The sequence below is a fragment of the Erwinia sp. 2186 genome (genome assembly GCF_057812255.1).
Genome location: NZ_CM173824.1, coordinates 2,784,183 through 2,800,674, shown reverse-complemented (window position 1 = coordinate 2,800,674; position 16,492 = coordinate 2,784,183). Strand labels below are relative to the sequence as shown.

At 53.8% G+C, this 16,492-nt stretch carries 13 protein-coding genes and 1 other RNA gene; 10 read left to right on the top strand and 4 right to left on the bottom strand.

What is annotated here, in order from left to right; genetic code table 11:
* Positions 1 to 5: 5 nt before the first annotated feature.
* Positions 6 to 839 carry a posphoenolpyruvate synthetase regulatory kinase/phosphorylase PpsR gene (gene ppsR, locus ACXKZG_RS12910; RefSeq protein WP_013201916.1) on the bottom strand — a complete coding sequence of 278 codons (834 nt, stop codon included), beginning with the start codon at positions 837 to 839 and terminating at the stop codon, positions 6 to 8.
* Between the two features lie 472 nt (positions 840 to 1,311).
* Here ppsR and ppsA point away from each other — a divergent pair, with 472 nt between their 5' ends.
* Entirely contained in the window at positions 1,312 to 3,693 is a 2,382-nt protein-coding gene (gene ppsA, locus ACXKZG_RS12905) for a phosphoenolpyruvate synthase (protein WP_488874962.1), read from the top strand.
* A gap of 59 nt (positions 3,694 to 3,752) precedes the next feature.
* Here the strand turns inward: ppsA and rprA are convergent.
* Both rprA and ydiK read right to left on the bottom strand, forming a co-directional pair.
* An RNA gene (gene rprA, locus ACXKZG_RS12900) (antisense sRNA RprA) lies at positions 3,753 to 3,862 on the bottom strand.
* A gap of 257 nt (positions 3,863 to 4,119) precedes the next feature.
* A complete protein-coding gene (ydiK, locus tag ACXKZG_RS12895; RefSeq protein ID WP_041692286.1) occupies positions 4,120 to 5,241 on the bottom strand; it encodes an AI-2E family transporter YdiK in 1,122 nt (373 codons plus the stop codon).
* A 223-nt stretch (positions 5,242 to 5,464) separates the two neighbouring features.
* Between ydiK and ydiJ the strand changes: the two genes are divergently transcribed.
* Together ydiJ and ACXKZG_RS12885 are read left to right on the top strand one after the other, a co-directional pair.
* Positions 5,465 to 8,518 (top strand): D-2-hydroxyglutarate dehydrogenase YdiJ, encoded by a 3,054-nt coding sequence (ydiJ, locus tag ACXKZG_RS12890; protein ID WP_488874961.1) that lies wholly within the window; start codon positions 5,465 to 5,467, stop codon positions 8,516 to 8,518.
* A complete protein-coding gene (locus ACXKZG_RS12885; protein ID WP_488874960.1) occupies positions 8,518 to 8,949 on the top strand; it encodes a hotdog fold thioesterase in 432 nt (143 codons plus the stop codon). Before ydiJ ends, ACXKZG_RS12885 begins: the two co-directional genes overlap by 1 nt.
* A 36-nt stretch (positions 8,950 to 8,985) precedes the next feature.
* Here the strand turns inward: ACXKZG_RS12885 and ACXKZG_RS12880 are convergent, their stop codons facing one another.
* Positions 8,986 to 9,390, bottom strand: a complete 405-nt coding sequence (locus tag ACXKZG_RS12880) for a hypothetical protein (protein WP_013201921.1) — start codon at positions 9,388 to 9,390, stop codon at positions 8,986 to 8,988.
* Between the two features lie 390 nt (positions 9,391 to 9,780).
* On the opposite strand from ACXKZG_RS12880, the gene sufA reads away from it, so the two are divergent.
* The 7 genes from sufA to ACXKZG_RS12845 all read left to right on the top strand — a co-directional run bounded on the left by sufA (position 9,781) and on the right by ACXKZG_RS12845 (position 16,485).
* Positions 9,781 to 10,155, top strand: a complete 375-nt coding sequence (gene sufA, locus ACXKZG_RS12875) for a Fe-S cluster assembly scaffold SufA (protein WP_013201922.1) — start codon at positions 9,781 to 9,783, stop codon at positions 10,153 to 10,155.
* 5 nt (positions 10,156 to 10,160) lie between these two features.
* Entirely contained in the window at positions 10,161 to 11,654 is a 1,494-nt protein-coding gene (gene sufB, locus ACXKZG_RS12870; RefSeq protein ID WP_013201923.1) for a Fe-S cluster assembly protein SufB, read from the top strand.
* 57 nt (positions 11,655 to 11,711) lie between these two features.
* Entirely contained in the window at positions 11,712 to 12,458 is a 747-nt protein-coding gene (gene sufC / locus ACXKZG_RS12865; protein WP_013201924.1) for a Fe-S cluster assembly ATPase SufC, read from the top strand.
* The gene (gene sufD / locus ACXKZG_RS12860; RefSeq protein WP_053143483.1) at positions 12,433 to 13,713 is read left to right on the top strand and encodes a Fe-S cluster assembly protein SufD; all 1,281 of its coding nucleotides are present in this window, start codon (positions 12,433 to 12,435) and stop codon (positions 13,711 to 13,713) included. Before sufC ends, sufD begins: the two co-directional genes overlap by 26 nt.
* Positions 13,710 to 14,930, top strand: coding sequence for a cysteine desulfurase SufS (gene sufS, locus ACXKZG_RS12855; RefSeq protein ID WP_013201926.1), 1,221 nt, complete (start codon positions 13,710 to 13,712; stop codon positions 14,928 to 14,930). Before sufD ends, sufS begins: the two co-directional genes overlap by 4 nt.
* A gap of 26 nt (positions 14,931 to 14,956) precedes the next feature.
* Positions 14,957 to 15,379, top strand: coding sequence for a cysteine desulfuration protein SufE (gene sufE / locus ACXKZG_RS12850; protein ID WP_013201927.1), 423 nt, complete (start codon positions 14,957 to 14,959; stop codon positions 15,377 to 15,379).
* A 71-nt stretch (positions 15,380 to 15,450) separates the two neighbouring features.
* Complete coding sequence (locus ACXKZG_RS12845; protein ID WP_488874959.1) at positions 15,451 to 16,485, top strand: L,D-transpeptidase family protein; 1,035 nt, start codon at positions 15,451 to 15,453, stop codon at positions 16,483 to 16,485.
* The last annotated feature ends 7 nt before the right edge of the window (positions 16,486 to 16,492 follow it).

Genomic DNA, 16,492 nt, shown 5'->3' with positions numbered 1-16,492 from the left:
ACTAATTAATACATCCGGCGGGTCAGTCCCATGATGTCGAGGATCTTGGTGGCGATCTCTTCGACCGAGTAATTGGTGCTGTTGAGGTAACGAATTTGGGTGGTGCGGAACAGCGCTTCAACTTCGCCGACTTCAAGGCGACACTGACGCATCGAGGCGTAATGGGTGTTTTCCGCCCGTTCCTGACGGATGGCGGCCAGACGCTCCGGATCGATGGTCAGCCCAAAACACTTATTCTGAAAAGGCTTCAACGCAGGGGGCAACTTCAGGTTATCCATATCATCGGCGATAAAAGGATAGTTGGCGGCGCGGATACCAAACTGCATCGCCAGGTAAAGGCTGGTTGGGGTCTTACCGCAGCGCGAAACGCCCAGTAAAATTACCTGAGCATCTTCCAGCCCACGGAGGGAAATCCCGTCATCATGCGCCAGGGTATAATCTATCGCGGCAATACGGGCATCGTATTTGCCCAGGTTATTGGCCGTCAGGCCGTGGGTACGGTTGGCGACCGGCGCGGGCGCAATGCCCAACTCCTGCTGCAAAGGCGCCACCAGTGACTGGACGATGTCCTGACAGAAACCGTCGCTCTGCAGAATGATTTCCCGGACCTCCGGCGTCACGATAGAAATAAACACCAGAGGACGTACGCCGCTTTTCAAGTATAAGGCATTGATCTGTGCCTTGACCGCCTGCGCGCGCTGCACATTCTCCACAAACGGCAGGGTTACGCTGTTGATCCCGACCGGAAACTGGGACAGCACCGCATGTCCAAGCACTTCAGCCGTAATCGCTGTGCCATCTGAAATATAAAAAACACTTCTCTCGCTGTTCACGTCCATTTTATCTCCGTTCGCTGTGCATCATTTCAGACTAAATTAATCCAGCCTGTGAAAGCAAATAGTGATGTTGCCTGCAAAATAAAATAAACGCTCCATAAGTTAATGATATGAACTTTTTATTTTTATAAACTGAGATTAAAGCGAAAAAAAGCCGATTTATGAAATGACGTTCCCTTTTATTATTCATAAAAATAGCCCTTAGTTAAAAAAGCATTCTAATTCTTCATCAAGTTTTGTTGCGCAACCCGTTTACTCTGATAAAGATAAAACTGTGAGCAGGCGACTGAAAGATAAAGACTTATCTTATTCCCTTCGTTGCGCAACGCCGCAAAACAGCGCGGAGTTTTCTTAAAATGACATTTTTAATCCGCTTGATCGATTCAACAGTTTCTTTCCAACACCGGAATGTGCCAGGCTCAAAACGCACTACTCTGTCCTCATATTATTCATTAATCTTAAAAGGATTGTTTCAATGTCCAATAAAGGCGAACTGCCGCTTGTGCTCTGGTATAACCAGCTTGGCATGAACGATGTTGATCGGGTGGGTGGCAAAAATGCTTCCCTGGGTGAAATGATTACTAATTTGTCCTCGCTCGGCGTTTCTGTACCGAACGGCTTTGCGACGACCTCAGATGCATTCAATCAGTTCCTCGATCAAAGCGGCGTCAATCAGCGTATCTACGATCTGCTGGATAAGACCGATATTGATGATATTGATGAACTGGGAAAAGCGGGTAAGCAAATCCGCCAGTGGATTGTCGAAACACCTTTCCAGCCCGCGCTGGAACAGGCCGTGCGTGAAGCCTACGAGCAGCTCTCCTCCGATGACGCGGAAGCTTCGTTCGCGGTGCGTTCTTCCGCCACGGCAGAAGATATGCCGGACGCCTCCTTCGCCGGCCAACAGGAAACCTTCCTTAACGTGCAGGGCTTCGATGCCGTGCTGATTGCCATTAAGCATGTTTATGCTTCCCTGTTTAACGACCGCGCCATCTCTTACCGCGTGCATCAGGGCTACGACCATCGTGGCGTGGCGCTGTCTGCCGGTGTTCAGCGTATGGTGCGTTCAGATCTGGGTTCTGCAGGCGTGATGTTCACCATTGATACCGAATCTGGTTTCGACCAGGTGGTATTTATCACTGCGGCTTATGGCCTCGGTGAAATGGTGGTGCAGGGCGCGGTTAACCCCGACGAATTCTATGTGCACAAACCGACGCTGGCTGCCGGCCGGCCGGCGATTGTCCGTCGTAACATGGGATCCAAAAAAATCCGCATGGTTTATGCCGACTCTCAAGAGCACGGTGAGCAGGTGCGAATTGAGGATGTGCCTGAAGAAGAGCGCGATCGCTTCAGCCTGACCAGTGAAGAGATTGAAGCCTTAGCCACCCAGGCGATGCTGATCGAGAAGCACTATCAGCGTCCGATGGACATTGAGTGGGCGAAGGATGGCCATACCGGCAAACTGTTTATCGTACAGGCACGCCCGGAAACCGTCCGTTCCAACGGGCAGGTGATGGAGCGCTATACGCTGCAGGGCAAAGGTACGGTGGTGGTGGAAGGACGTGCAATCGGCCATCGCATCGGTGCCGGTGAAGTCAAAGTCATTCAAGACATCAGCGAAATGAACCGCATTGAGAAAGGTGACGTGCTGGTTACCGACATGACCGACCCGGATTGGGAACCGATCATGAAAAAAGCCTCGGCGATTGTCACTAACCGTGGCGGACGTACCTGCCACGCGGCGATCATCGCCCGTGAGCTGGGTATTCCTGCGGTGGTCGGTTGCGGCAACGCGACGGATATTCTTAAGGATGGCCACAAGGTCACGGTTTCCTGTTCTGAAGGGGATACCGGCTACGTCTATAACGATCTGCTGGACTTTGAAGTGAAGAGTTCACAGGTTGATGAGCTTCCGAAGCTGCCGCTGAAAATCATGATGAACGTCGGCAATCCCGATCGTGCCTTCGACTTTGCCTGCCTGCCAAATGAAGGCGTGGGCCTCGCTCGTCTGGAATTCATCATTAACCGCATGATAGGTGTGCACCCTAAAGCGCTGCTGGAGTTTGATCAGCAAACCCCGGAACTGCAGAAGCAAATCCGCTCGATGATGAAAGGCTTCGACGATCCGGTTGAGTTCTATATTGCGCGTCTGACCGAAGGGATCTCCACCCTGGGCGCCGCCTTTTCACCGAAGCGCGTCATCGTACGGTTGTCCGATTTCAAAACCAACGAATACGCAAACCTGGTGGGCGGCGAGCGCTACGAGCCTGAAGAGGAAAACCCGATGCTCGGCTTCCGTGGTGCAGGTCGCTACGTGGCAGACAGTTTCCGTGACTGCTTCGCGCTGGAGTGCGCAGCCGTAAAACGTGTGCGTAACGATATGGGACTGACCAACGTTGAAATCATGGTGCCGTTCGTCCGTACCGTCGCGCAGGCTAAAGCTGTTGTCGAGGAGTTAGAGCGTCAGGGCCTGAAGCGCGGCGAGAATGGACTCAAGCTGATCATGATGTGCGAGATCCCGTCCAATGCGCTGCTGGCTGAACAGTTCCTGCAATACTTCGACGGCTTCTCTATTGGCTCGAATGATATGACTCAGCTGACGCTGGGACTGGACAGAGACTCCGGCGTGGTGTCCGCACTGTTTGACGAGCGTGATGAAGCGGTTAAAGCCTTGCTTTCAATGGCCATCCGCGCGGCGAAAAAAGAAGGGAAATACGTGGGTATCTGCGGACAAGGTCCATCCGATCATGAAGACTTTGCAGCGTGGCTAATGGATGAGGGAATCGACAGTTTATCTCTTAACCCAGATACGGTGGTTCAGACCTGGTTAAGCCTGGCGGAAATACCGAAAAAGTAGCAGATTTCGCTGTAATAACCCCGAAGGCCAGTTTATCTGGCCTTTTTGCTTTTCTACAGGCAAAAAAAAGCCCATCACATGGGATGGGCAAAGACTACACACAGCAATTCTTTAGTTTACTCAGGGGAAAAAGGTTGTTTAGAAATCAGCGGTTTGATCATAAACATGTCATTCATACTATTCAGCCGGGCAGGGGGAGTCATTAAGAATCCTCTTATTAGTTTAAAACCCATAACCTTTTGTGACAGATCCCGGGTGACATCGTCTGGGAAACTGTATATCTGGTAATCAATTACCAGGTGTTATCAGCTAAAAGGGTGAAAAATGCGCTTTTCTGGTAAAAAACCCTAATCAAAGTGAATTAAGACGTGACGCACATTTTTTTAATTACGAAAGCGGCCAGGCAAGCCGGCCGCAGAGGAAGGATTATTTTGCGCTGTGTTCGTGTTCGATCTCTGCCAGTTCTTCAACCACTTCAAGCGGGTCATCTTCCGGCGCCGGCGCTTCATGCACCCAGACCGACACCAGACGATAAGAGACGGCCAGCACCACCGGACCGATAAACAGGCCAATCATGCCAAAGGCAATCAGCCCACCAATCACGCCTGAAAGGATCAGGATCATCGGCAAATCCGCGCCCATGCGGATGAGCATCGGTCGCAGCACGTTATCCAGCGTGCCAACCACACAACTCCAGATCAGCAGCACCGTTCCCCAGGTGGTATCACCTGTCCAGTACAGCCAGACAATCGCCGGAATTAACACCACCAGCGGACCCAGCTGAACCAGGCAGGAGAGGATCATCACTACCGTCAGCACGGTAGCATAAGGAATGCCTGATATCGCCAGACCAATACCGCCCAGCAAGCCCTGGACCAGCGCGGTGACCACTACGCCCAGCGCCACGGCGCGGATCGCCTGACCGGCCAGCAACACCGCCGCATCGCCACGGCGCGAGGCCAGGCGGAAGGCGAAATGACGGATGCCATGACCCACCTGTTCACCCCGGGCATAGAGCAACACGCTGAACAGCAGCATCAGACCGAGGTGCATCATAAAACGGCCGAAATGCCCGGCCTGCGCAAACAGGAAGCCACTGGTGCGGCCGATATAAGGCTGCACTTTGGTCATCATCGCGCTGCCGCCGCCCTGCACCAGGTTGTGATACGCGGAAAACAGCTTTCTGCCGACCAGCGGAATGCTGTTCATCCAGTGCATATCGGGGAGTTGAATGTGCCCGGCAGAGGCCCAGGCAATCACCGGCCCGCTGCTGTCAATCAGGCTGTTGACCAGCACCGATACCGGCAGCACAAACAGCAGGATCAGCAGCAGCGTCATGGCAATCACCGCCAGCGAGCGTCGGCCCCACAGCAGGCCCTGCAGTTTGATCATCAATGGCCAGGTGGCAATCACCACCATACTGGCCCAGGCAAAGCCCAGCACGAAGGGCTGAACCACCCAAAAACAGGCCACAATCATCAAAATGATAAACATCAGCGAGAAGACGATTTGCGGCAAATCCCAGCCTTTTTTTTGCACGTTCTTTATGGTTGACACGGTAACCTCAGCGAGAAAAACAGACGGGATACTCCCGGAAGACCCCTTGTCTCCCCGAACATCCCTTAGCATGATGCATTAAACGCATTTTCGACAGAAACGGCACGCGATTCTTTTCAGCTATATTGTTGAGATCGCGACAGGTCATAAAAAAATGTGATAAAAACAGAGTCAGCAATAGCAATCGTTTACCCAACATTCTGGTCACCCGATAATGATCCCACAGATTTCCCAGGCGCCAGGCCTCGTTCAACTGGTGCTGAATTTTTTGCAGGCGTTAGAGCAGCAGGGTTTTAACGGCGATACCGCCACCAGCTATGCCGACCGTCTTACCATGTCCACCGACAACAGCATCTATCAGCTCCTTCCTGATGCGGTTCTGTTCCCCCGTTCCACGGCTGATGTGGCGCTAATCGCCCGCCTGGCGGGTGAAGAACGCTTCCACAGCCTGGTGTTTACCCCCAGGGGCGGCGGAACCGGCACTAACGGGCAATCCCTGAATCAGGGGATCGTGGTCGATATGTCCCGCCATATGAACCGCATCCTTGAGATCAATGTGGAAAAGGGTTGGGTCAAGGTTGAAGCTGGCGTCATTAAAGATCAGCTCAATGCTTACCTGAAACCTTTTGGTTATTTTTTCTCTCCTGAACTCTCAACCAGCAACCGCGCCACCTTAGGTGGGATGATCAACACCGATGCGTCGGGGCAGGGATCGCTGGTGTACGGCAAAACCTCGGATCACGTAACAGGCCTGAGAGCGGTGTTACTGGGCGGCGATATTCTCGACACCCGCAGTATTCCCGTAGCGCTTGCTGAAACGTTGGCGAAAGAACAGAGCAACGAAGGCCGCATTTACCGCACCATTCTCGAACGCTGCCGCGATCGTCACCAGAACATCATTGATAACTTCCCGAAACTGAACCGTTTCCTGACCGGCTACGATTTACGTCATGTGGTCAGCGACGATCTTCAGCATGTCGACCTGACGCGGATCCTGTGCGGCGCCGAAGGCACGCTGGCCTTTATTACCGAAGCGCGGCTGGATATCACGCCGATCCCGAAAGTTCGCCGTCTGGTGAATATCAAGTACGACTCGTTTGACTCTGCACTGCGCAGTGCACCTTTTATGGTTGAAGCCAAAGCGTTGTCGGTCGAAACCGTCGATTCAAAAGTGTTGAATCTGGCGCGTGAAGATATCGTCTGGCATTCGGTTAGCGAGTTGATTACCGATGTGCCCGACCAGGAGATGCTCGGCCTGAATATTGTCGAGTTTGCCGGTGACGATAAGGTATTGATCGACAGCCAGCTTGAGTCACTTTGTCAGCGACTGGATGGCTTAATCAGCAATCGCCAGGCGGGCGTGATTGGCTATCAGCTGTGCGACGATCTTGACGGCATTGAGCGCATCTACGCGATGCGTAAAAAAGCGGTCGGCCTGCTGGGCAATGCCAAAGGCCGCGCCAAGCCGATCCCGTTTGTGGAAGATACCTGTGTTCCGCCGCAGCATCTGGCTGACTACATCGTGGAGTTCCGTGCGCTGCTGGACGGCCATAACCTGAGTTACGGCATGTTTGGCCACGTGGATGCGGGTGTGCTGCATGTGCGTCCAGCGCTGGACATGTGTGACCCTCAACAAGAGATGCTGATGAAGCAAATCTCTGATGAAGTGGTCGAGCTGACGGCTCGCTATGGCGGGCTGCTGTGGGGAGAACACGGCAAGGGCTTTCGCGCACAGTACAGCCCGGAATTCTTTGGCGAAGAGCTGTTTAACGATCTTCGCCACATCAAGGCGGTGTTCGATCCGGCTAACCGGCTCAATCCGGGTAAAATCTGTGCGCCAATAGGCGTCGACGAGCCAATGATGAGAGTGGATGCCACCAAGCGCGGCACTTACGATCGTCAAATCCCGATCGCTGTCCGTAGCGACTGGCGCGGTGCCATGGAGTGTAACGGCAACGGACTTTGCTTTAACTTTGATGTGCGCAGCCCTATGTGCCCATCGATGAAAATCACCGGCAACCGCATTCATTCTCCCAAAGGTCGCGCAACCTTAACCCGTGAATGGCTGCGGCTGCTGGCGGAGCAGGGCGTTGATCCGCTGGAGCTGGAAAAGCGTCTGCCGGAAGCCAAAGTTACCCTGCGGGGAATGATTGAGCGCACCCGCAACAGTTGGTACGCGCGCCGTGGCGAATATGACTTCTCCCATGAGGTTAAAGAAGCCATGTCCGGCTGCCTGGCCTGTAAGGCCTGTTCCACGCAGTGCCCCATCAAAATTGATGTGCCGGGCTTCCGCTCACGCTTCCTGCAGCTCTATCACACACGCTATCTGCGTCCGGCCAGTGATTATCTGGTTGGCACCGTGGAGAGCTACGCGCCGCTGATGGCCAAGGCGCCGAAATTCTTTAACTTCTTCCTGCGCCAGCCGCTGGTGCGGGAGATGAGTAAACGGCATGTGGGCATGGTCGATCTGCCTTTGCTCTCCTCGCCGAACCTGAAAAAGCAGCTCGCGGGTCAGCCCGCCATCAGCACCACGTTGGAATCGCTGGAAGCGATGAGTCCGGCGGATCGCGAGCGCCATGTGCTGGTGGTACAGGATCCGTTTACCAGCTATTACGAAGCGCAGCTGGTAACAGACTTCGTCAAGCTTATCAGCAAGCTGGGTTACAAACCGGTGGTGCTGCCTTTCTCACCGAACGGAAAAGCGCAGCATGTGAAAGGTTTCCTGCAGAGCTTTGCGCGAACCGCCAGGAAAACCGCCGATTTCCTCAATCGCGTGGCAAAACTGGAGCTGCCGCTGGTCGGTGTCGATCCGGCGCTGGTGTTGTGCTATCGCGATGAGTACAAAGAGATCCTGAAAGATCGGCGTGGTGACTTCCACGTGCAGCTGGTGCATGAGTGGCTGCAACAGGCGCTTCCGCCTCAGGACGTCAAGCCTGGCAATCAGGAGGCCTGGTATCTTTTTGGCCACTGTACCGAAGTGACGGCATTGCCTGCATCGACCAAACAATGGGAAGGGATTTTTGCCCGTTTCGGCGCGAAGCTGGAAAACATCAGCGTCGGCTGCTGTGGCATGGCGGGAACCTACGGTCACGAAAGCAAAAACCTGGAAAACTCGCTGGGCATTTACGAGCTCTCGTGGCATCAGGCGCTGCAAAAACTGCCTCGCCAACGCTGTCTGGCCACCGGCTACTCCTGCCGCAGTCAGGTGAAGCGTGTGGAAGGCAACGGCATGCGTCATCCCTTACAGGCGTTACTGGAGTTAATCTGATGACAATCTGGAAGCGTGAATTCACGCTGGAGCAGCTTAACCAGCGCAGCCAGGGCACGCTGGTGGCGCATCTGGGCATCGTCTTCACCGCGGTGGATGAGCAGACGTTGACGGCAACAATGCCGGTGGATGCCCGCACGCGTCAGCCTTTTGGCCTGTTACACGGCGGCGCGTCCGCCGTGTTGGCAGAGACTCTGGGTTCGATGGCGGGCTATCTCTGTACCGAAGGCGATGATCGTATCGTTGGACTGGAAATTAACGCCAATCATCTGCGCTCAGTGCGCGAAGGAGAGGTGAGGGGAGTCTGCCGCGCACTGCACCTGGGCAGTCGTCACCAGGTCTGGCAGATTGAGGTTTATGACCCGCAGCAGCGCCTGTGCTGCAGCTCCAGGCTCACTACCACGGTGATATCAGCCAGCGCAAAAGAGTGATATACTTCTGGGCCTTTAAAATCGCGCCCGGACGCCTCACAGTATCCAGGATGCGTGCTTAACGAATTCGCTTTGCAGTTTGGTGGCTTTATCCCATTCGCCGCTCATTGCCAGTTGATGGCACAAGCGGGTAAGCGAGTGTCGGGCTAGCTGCCAGGCTTGCATACGGAACAACCTGTCACGTTCGGCGTTTCCCAACTCCTGAACCAGGCGATGGTGAAGTTTTCCCATGGCATGCAGGTAGCTGTGGTCGTCGCCGTTAAGCTGGCAAAGTTCGGCCATATCCAGGCAGGTATCATTGAATTTGCGCAGTTGTTCGAGGGTGCATTCCGGACGGTCTACTTTGGCTTGTGCCATGTAGTAATCGACGGTGATATCACGAACGGAATATTTGTATTCGTCAATCTTGTGTTGCAGCCAGGCACTTATCGACAGATTCATTTTAGGGCTCACTCGTTAATGATAATCATTATCATAGAGTAACTGGTGTATAATTCAACGTCACCGTAAGAAATTTTTATCGATAAATGCGGCCTCTCAGATAAATTGGTCATAACGATAATTGGCGACGCTGAAAGAGTTAAAATGAGTATTATTCCCGTTTAGCGTAAACGCGCCTGGATTTACTGACTTGTTTTCAATGTGTTACCATTACGTTAAATCGACGCGTGACGCAGATCGCAATCCTCCTTACAGGGTCTAAACTGAATAAAGAGGGCTAAAAAACCCCATTTGGCCTTAATCCCTGCAAAACAAGAGGTTGAAGCGATATTCATTATCACTAACATAGGGGCATTAGCCTTAACGGCTATCGACTCACGAGGTAATGTTATGCCATCAGCAACTACGGCTTCTTTTTCTCCCGACGACTACGTCTGGAAGGGACTGACCATCACTGACAGCGCCGCAAAACAGATCATTGTGCTGGCAGCCGATGATGCGCAAGTGAAGGGCTTAAAGCTCGGCGTGAAAACGTCTGGCTGCGCCGGTTTTGGCTACACCATGGATATGGTGAAAGAGCCTGCCGACGACGATTTGGTCTTTACCCATCAGGGCGCGCATCTGTATGTGCCTCTGCAGGCTATGCCTTTCATCGACGGTACCGAAGTAGATTTCGTTCGTGAAGGTCTGAACCAGATTTTCAAATTTAATAATCCTAAAGCTCAACACGCCTGTGGCTGTGGTGAGAGCTTTGGCGTTGAGTAAAACTTATGTCCCGAAACACTGATACATCGGATGATGTGCAGGTCTGGGAAGGAAACCATCAGAAGTACAAAGAAGGTTTCTTCACTCAGCTGCAAACCGAAGAATTTGAAAACGGCATCAACGAAGACGTTGTGCGCGCGATTTCTGCCAAGCGTAACGAGCCAGAGTGGATGCTTGAATTCCGCCTGAAGGCGTTTGCTGCCTGGTTGGAAATGGAAGAGCCGCACTGGCTGAAGGCGAACTACAAATCGCTGGATTACCAGGATTACAGCTACTACTCCGCGCCATCGTGCGGCAACTGTGATGACAGCTGTGCTTCCGAGCCTGGTGCCCAGCAGACTTCCGGTGCGACGCCTGCTAACTACCTGACTGAAGAAGTGGAGAACGCCTTTAAGCAGCTTGGCGTCCCGGTTCGTGAAGGTCAGGAAGTGGCTGTTGATGCGATTTTTGACTCGGTATCGGTTTCCACAACCTATCGTGGCAAGCTGGCAGAGCAGGGGATTATCTTCTGTTCCTTCGGCGAAGCGATCCACGATCACCCGGAATTGGTTAAACAGTATCTGGGCACCGTGGTTCCTGCTAACGACAACTTCTTTGCTGCGCTGAACTCTGCGGTGGCTTCTGACGGTACTTTTGTGTACATCCCGAAAGGCGTCCGTTGCCCGATGGAGCTGTCGACCTATTTCCGCATCAACGCGGCGAAAACCGGTCAGTTCGAGCGCACCATCCTGATCGCCGATGAAGGCAGCTACGTCAGCTACATCGAAGGCTGTTCCGCGCCGGTTCGCGACACCTATCAGCTGCACGCGGCCGTTGTTGAAGTCATCATTCATAAAGATGCTGAAGTGAAGTACTCCACCGTGCAGAACTGGTTCTCCGGCGGCGAGTCTGAAGGCGGTATCCTGAACTTCGTTACCAAGCGCGCACTGTGTGAAGGTGAGAACAGCAAGATGTCCTGGACGCAGTCTGAAACCGGCTCGGCGATCACCTGGAAATACCCAAGTGTGATCCTGCGTGGTGACAACTCGGTCGGTGAATTCTTCTCTGTGGCGCTGACCAGCGGTCATCAGCAGGCGGATACCGGCACCAAGATGATCCACATCGGCAAGAACACCAAGTCGACCATCATCTCTAAAGGTATCTCAGCGGGCAAAAGCCAGAACACTTACCGTGGTCTGGTGAAAATCATGCCGACGGCAACCAATGCCCGTAACTTCACCCAGTGTGACTCGATGCTGATTGGTGCTGACTGTGGCGCGCATACCTTCCCGTATGTGGAAGTGCGTAACAACACGGCACAGCTGGAGCATGAGGCGACGACGTCAAGAATTGGTGAAGATCAGATGTTCTACTGCCTGCAGCGTGGCATCAGTGAAGATGACGCAATTTCGATGATTGTGAACGGCTTCTGTAAAGACGTCTTCTCCGAACTGCCGCTGGAATTCGCGGTGGAAGCGCAGAAACTGCTGGCGATCAGCCTTGAACACAGCGTGGGCTAAGCCCCCGCGCTAACGGTCATTCAGCGCAGTGCCGGACAGCACTGCCAGGGAAACACTATGTTAAGTATTAAAGATTTACAGGTTAGCATTGAAGATAAAGAGATCCTGCGCGGGCTGGACCTCGAGGTGAAAGCGGGTGAAGTTCACGCGATTATGGGCCCAAACGGTTCAGGTAAAAGTACGCTGTCTGCCACGCTGGCGGGCCGCGAAGAGTACGAAATCACCGGTGGTTCGGTCAGCTTTAAAGGCAAAGACCTGCTGGAACTCTCTCCTGAAGATCGCGCTGGCGAAGGCATCTTTATGGCTTTCCAGTACCCGGTTGAGATCCCTGGCGTCAGCAACCAGTTCTTCCTGCAGACGGCCGTCAACTCCGTGCGCAAATACCGCGATCAGGATGCGCTGGACCGTTTTGATTTCCAGGACTTCATCGAAGACAAAATTCAGCTGCTAAAAATGCCTGAAGATTTGCTGACCCGTTCAGTCAACGTCGGCTTCTCCGGCGGTGAGAAAAAGCGTAACGACATTCTGCAGATGGCGGCTCTGGAACCTGAGCTGTGCATTCTGGATGAAACCGACTCCGGTCTGGATATCGATGCCCTGAAAACCGTTGCCAACGGCGTGAACACGCTGCGTGATGGCAAGCGTGCCTTCATCATCGTCACTCACTACCAGCGTATCCTGGATTACATCAAGCCTGACTTCGTCCACGTGCTGTATCAGGGCAAGATTGTGAAGTCTGGTGACTTCTCGCTGGTGAAACAACTCGAGGAGCAAGGCTATGGCTGGCTTACCGACCAGGAATAGTGACAATGCCCTCCAGCAGTGGCATCACATGTTTGAAACGCAGAGCGCTAACCGTTCCCTGCAGGCGCAGCAGCACTGGCAGCAGGTGTTGCGTTTAGGCCTGCCTACGCGCAAGCAGGAAAACTGGAAATACACCCCGCTGGAAGGCTTGTTCGACCATCAGTTTGCGGCACCAACAGCGGCTGACGTGACGGCAGAGCAGGTTAAAGCCCTGGCGCTGGATATCGACGCGATCAAAATGGTTTTCGTTGATGGCCGCTTCAATGCCGCCTTAAGCGACAGCGAATTCGATCTGTTTAACGTTCAGGTGACGGATTCAGCGCAACGTCGCGAATTAAGCGCACCTGTGCAAGCGGAAGTGTTCCTGCATTTGACCGAAAGCCTGGCGGAAGAGGTGACGTCAATTCACCTTGCCCGTGGCAAATCGGCCGCACGTGCGCTGTATATGCTGCACATCAGCAGCAGCGCGCAGGCAGAAATGAGCACCTCGCATTACCGTCATCATCTGCAGTTAGATGAAGGCGCGGAAGCGACCATTATTGAGCACTACGTCAGCCTGAACGAAGCCAGTCATTTCACCGGCGCACGCTTCACCGCTAACGTTGCGAACAACGCCCAGCTGAAGCATTACAAACTGGCGTTTGAACATAACAGCAGCTATCACTTCTCGCACAACGATCTGGTGATTGAGCGTGACGCGAATGTGAAAAGCCACAGCTTCCTGCTGGGCGCGGGCCTGACTCGCCACAACACCAGCGTTCAGCTGAACGGTGAGGGTACCGATTTGGGTATCAACAGCCTGATGTTGCCAGTAGACAAAGAAGTTTGCGACAGCCGCACTTACCTTGAGCATAACAAAGGTCATTGCCAGAGCCGTCAGCTGCACAAAACCATCGTGCGTGATAAAGCCCGTGCGGTGTTTAACGGCATGATTAAAGTGGCGAAGCACGCGCTGAAAACCGACGGACAGATGACCAACAACAACCTGTTGCTGGGCCGCCTGGCCGAAGTGGATACCAAGCCTCAGCTGGAAATCTACGCGGATGACGTGAAGTGTAGCCATGGTGCAACCATTGGTCGTATTGACGATGAGCAGATGTTCTACCTTCGTGCCCGCGGGATTAACGAAGAGTCTGCCCAGCGCATGATTATCTACGCCTTTGCCGCCGAACTGACTGAAGCCATTACGGATGAGGTGCTGAAAGAAGCGGTGATGCAACGTATTGCTCAGCGTTTCCCTGGAGGCCTTCAATGAGTTTTGACCTGGCACGCGTCCGGGCTGAATTTCCGGTTCTGTCGCGAGAAGTGAATGGCCAGCCTCTGGCCTATCTCGACAGCGCCGCAAGCGCCCAGAAGCCGCAAGCAGTGATCGATGCTGAAAGCCATTTTTATCAACATGGCTATGCCGCTGTGCACCGGGGTATTCATACCCTGAGTGCAGAAGCGACCACCGAAATGGAAAACGTCCGCATTCAGGCGGCACGTTTCCTTAATGCTGCTTCGCCAGAAGAGATTGTCTTTGTTAAAGGCACCACTGAGGCAATCAATCTGGTTGCCAGCAGCTGGGGCGGAAGTCAGTTACAGGCGGGTGACAACATCATCATCACCGCGATGGAACACCATGCCAATATCGTTCCGTGGCAGATGGTGGCCCAGCGTACCGGTGCTGAAATCCGTTTTATCCCGCTGACCGACACCGGTGAGCTGGATCTCTCGGCGCTGCCAGGTCTGATCGACAGCCGCACGCGCATGCTGGCTCTGACTCAGGTGTCTAACGTGCTTGGCACGGTAAACCCGGTGAAAGAGATTATCGCGCAGGCGAAAGCCGCAGGCGTGGCGACGCTGGTCGATGGTGCTCAGGCGATAATGCATGAGACCATCGATGTGCAGGATCTCGGCTGTGATTTTTATGCCTTCTCCGGGCATAAAATTTATGGACCGTCCGGCATCGGCATCCTGTATGGGCGTAAAGCCATGCTGGATCAGATGCCACCCTGGGAAGGCGGCGGATCGATGATTGCCAACGTCAGCCTGACTGAAGGGACCACCTATAACGCGGCACCATGGCGTTTTGAAGCCGGTTCACCGAACACCGGTGGCATTATCGGCCTGGGCGCTGCGTTAAAATGGGTAACCGATCTGGGTCTGGACGTTATCCAGGAGCGTGAGCAGTCGCTGATGCGTTATGCCCTCGACAAGCTGGCTTCGGTTCCCGATTTGGTGATTTACGGTCCGCAGCAGCGTGCAGGCGTCATCGCCTTCAATCTGGGACAGCATCATGCCTACGATGTCGGTAGCTTCCTCGATCAGTACGGTATTGCTATCCGCACTGGCCACCACTGCGCCATGCCGCTGATGACCCATTACGGCGTGCCGGCGATGTGTCGTGCTTCTTTCGTGCTGTATAACAGCGAAGAAGAAGCCGACCGCCTGGCGGCAGGACTGACACGTATACACCGTCTGTTGGGCTGATTGCCCGGCGGCTTTCGGAGGAACGAATGGCAACCTTGCCAGAGAAAGAAAAACTGGTTCGCAACTTTTCCCGCTGTGCGAACTGGGAAGAGAAGTATCTGTACGTCATTGAATTAGGCGCGATGTTGCCAGAATTGTCTGAATCATTGCATCAGCCGGAAAACACCATTTCTGGCTGTCAGAGTCAGGTGTGGATCCTGATGAGCACCGATGACAGCGGCCGTGTTCAGTTACATGGTGACAGCGATGCAGCGATCGTTAAAGGATTGATTGCGGTGGTCTTTATTCTGTATCAGCAGATGACACCCGCAGAAATTCTGGCCTTTGATGTGCGTCCCTTTTTCGAACAGCTGGCGTTAGCTCAGCACCTTACGCCTTCCCGTTCTCAGGGACTGGAAGCGATGATCCGCGCTATTCGCCAAAAAGCTCAGGTTCTCAGCCAGGGCTAACTTGCTACACTTCTCGACAGACTTCCCGCTTCGCACGCGGGAAGTTTCTTCATCCTAACCGAGAAATTCGCATGAAACCTTTGTCTCCTCTTGCCGCATTGCTCCTGACACTCCTTGCCTCAACGCAGTATGCCCGCGCAACCGATTATCCTTTGCCCGCAGATAACAGCCGCTTAATCGGCGAAAATTCCACCTATACCGTACCCAATGACGGTCGCCCGTTGGAAGTCGTTGCCGCCAAATATAAAATTGGCCTGCTGGGCATGTTAGAAGCGAATCCCGGCACCGATCCCTGGTTACCCAAAGCGGGCAGTCAGTTGACCATTCCTACGCAAATGCTGCTTCCGGATACCAAGCGGGAAGGGATCGTGGTGAACGTGGCGGAACTGCGGCTTTATTACTACCCGAAAGGGGAAAACAAAGTGGTGGTTTATCCAATCGGCATCGGCCAGCTGGGCGCGAACACGCCACCGATGGTCACCAGTGTTAGCCAGAAAATTCCAAATCCCACCTGGACGCCCACCCCCAATATTCGCAAACGCTACGCCGCTGAAGGCAAAACCTTGCCAGTCACGGTGCCTGCAGGTCCTGATAACCCGATGGGGCTGTATGCGATGCGCCTGGCTTACGGACAGGGGCACTACCTGATCCATGGCACCAACGCGGATTTTGGTATCGGCATGCGCGTCAGTTCAGGCTGTATTCGCCTCAGACCGGATGATATCGAGGCGCTGTTCAACAGCGTGCCGAAAGGCACCAGAGTGCAGATTATCAACCAGCCGGTGAAGTATGCCGTTGAGCCGGATGGCAAACGCTATCTGGAGGTCCATCAGCCGCTCTCACACAGCGATAAGGACGATCCGCAGACCATGCCGCTGCCACTTAATGCCGCGGGCAAGAAGTTCGTTAAAAGCGAGCACAGCGACGCTGAGGTGATTAAAGAGGTGTTAGCGCGCCGTTCAGGCATGCCGGTGCTGGTGAGTCAGGGTGAAGCGGTGACCTCAGATACGCCGATGCCTGCCATTATGCAGCAGAGCGATTCTGAGCGCGCGAAAGCGGAACCGGCAACCGTGAGTCAGGCTGAGGGCGAAACCCCGCAGAATTGATTGTGGC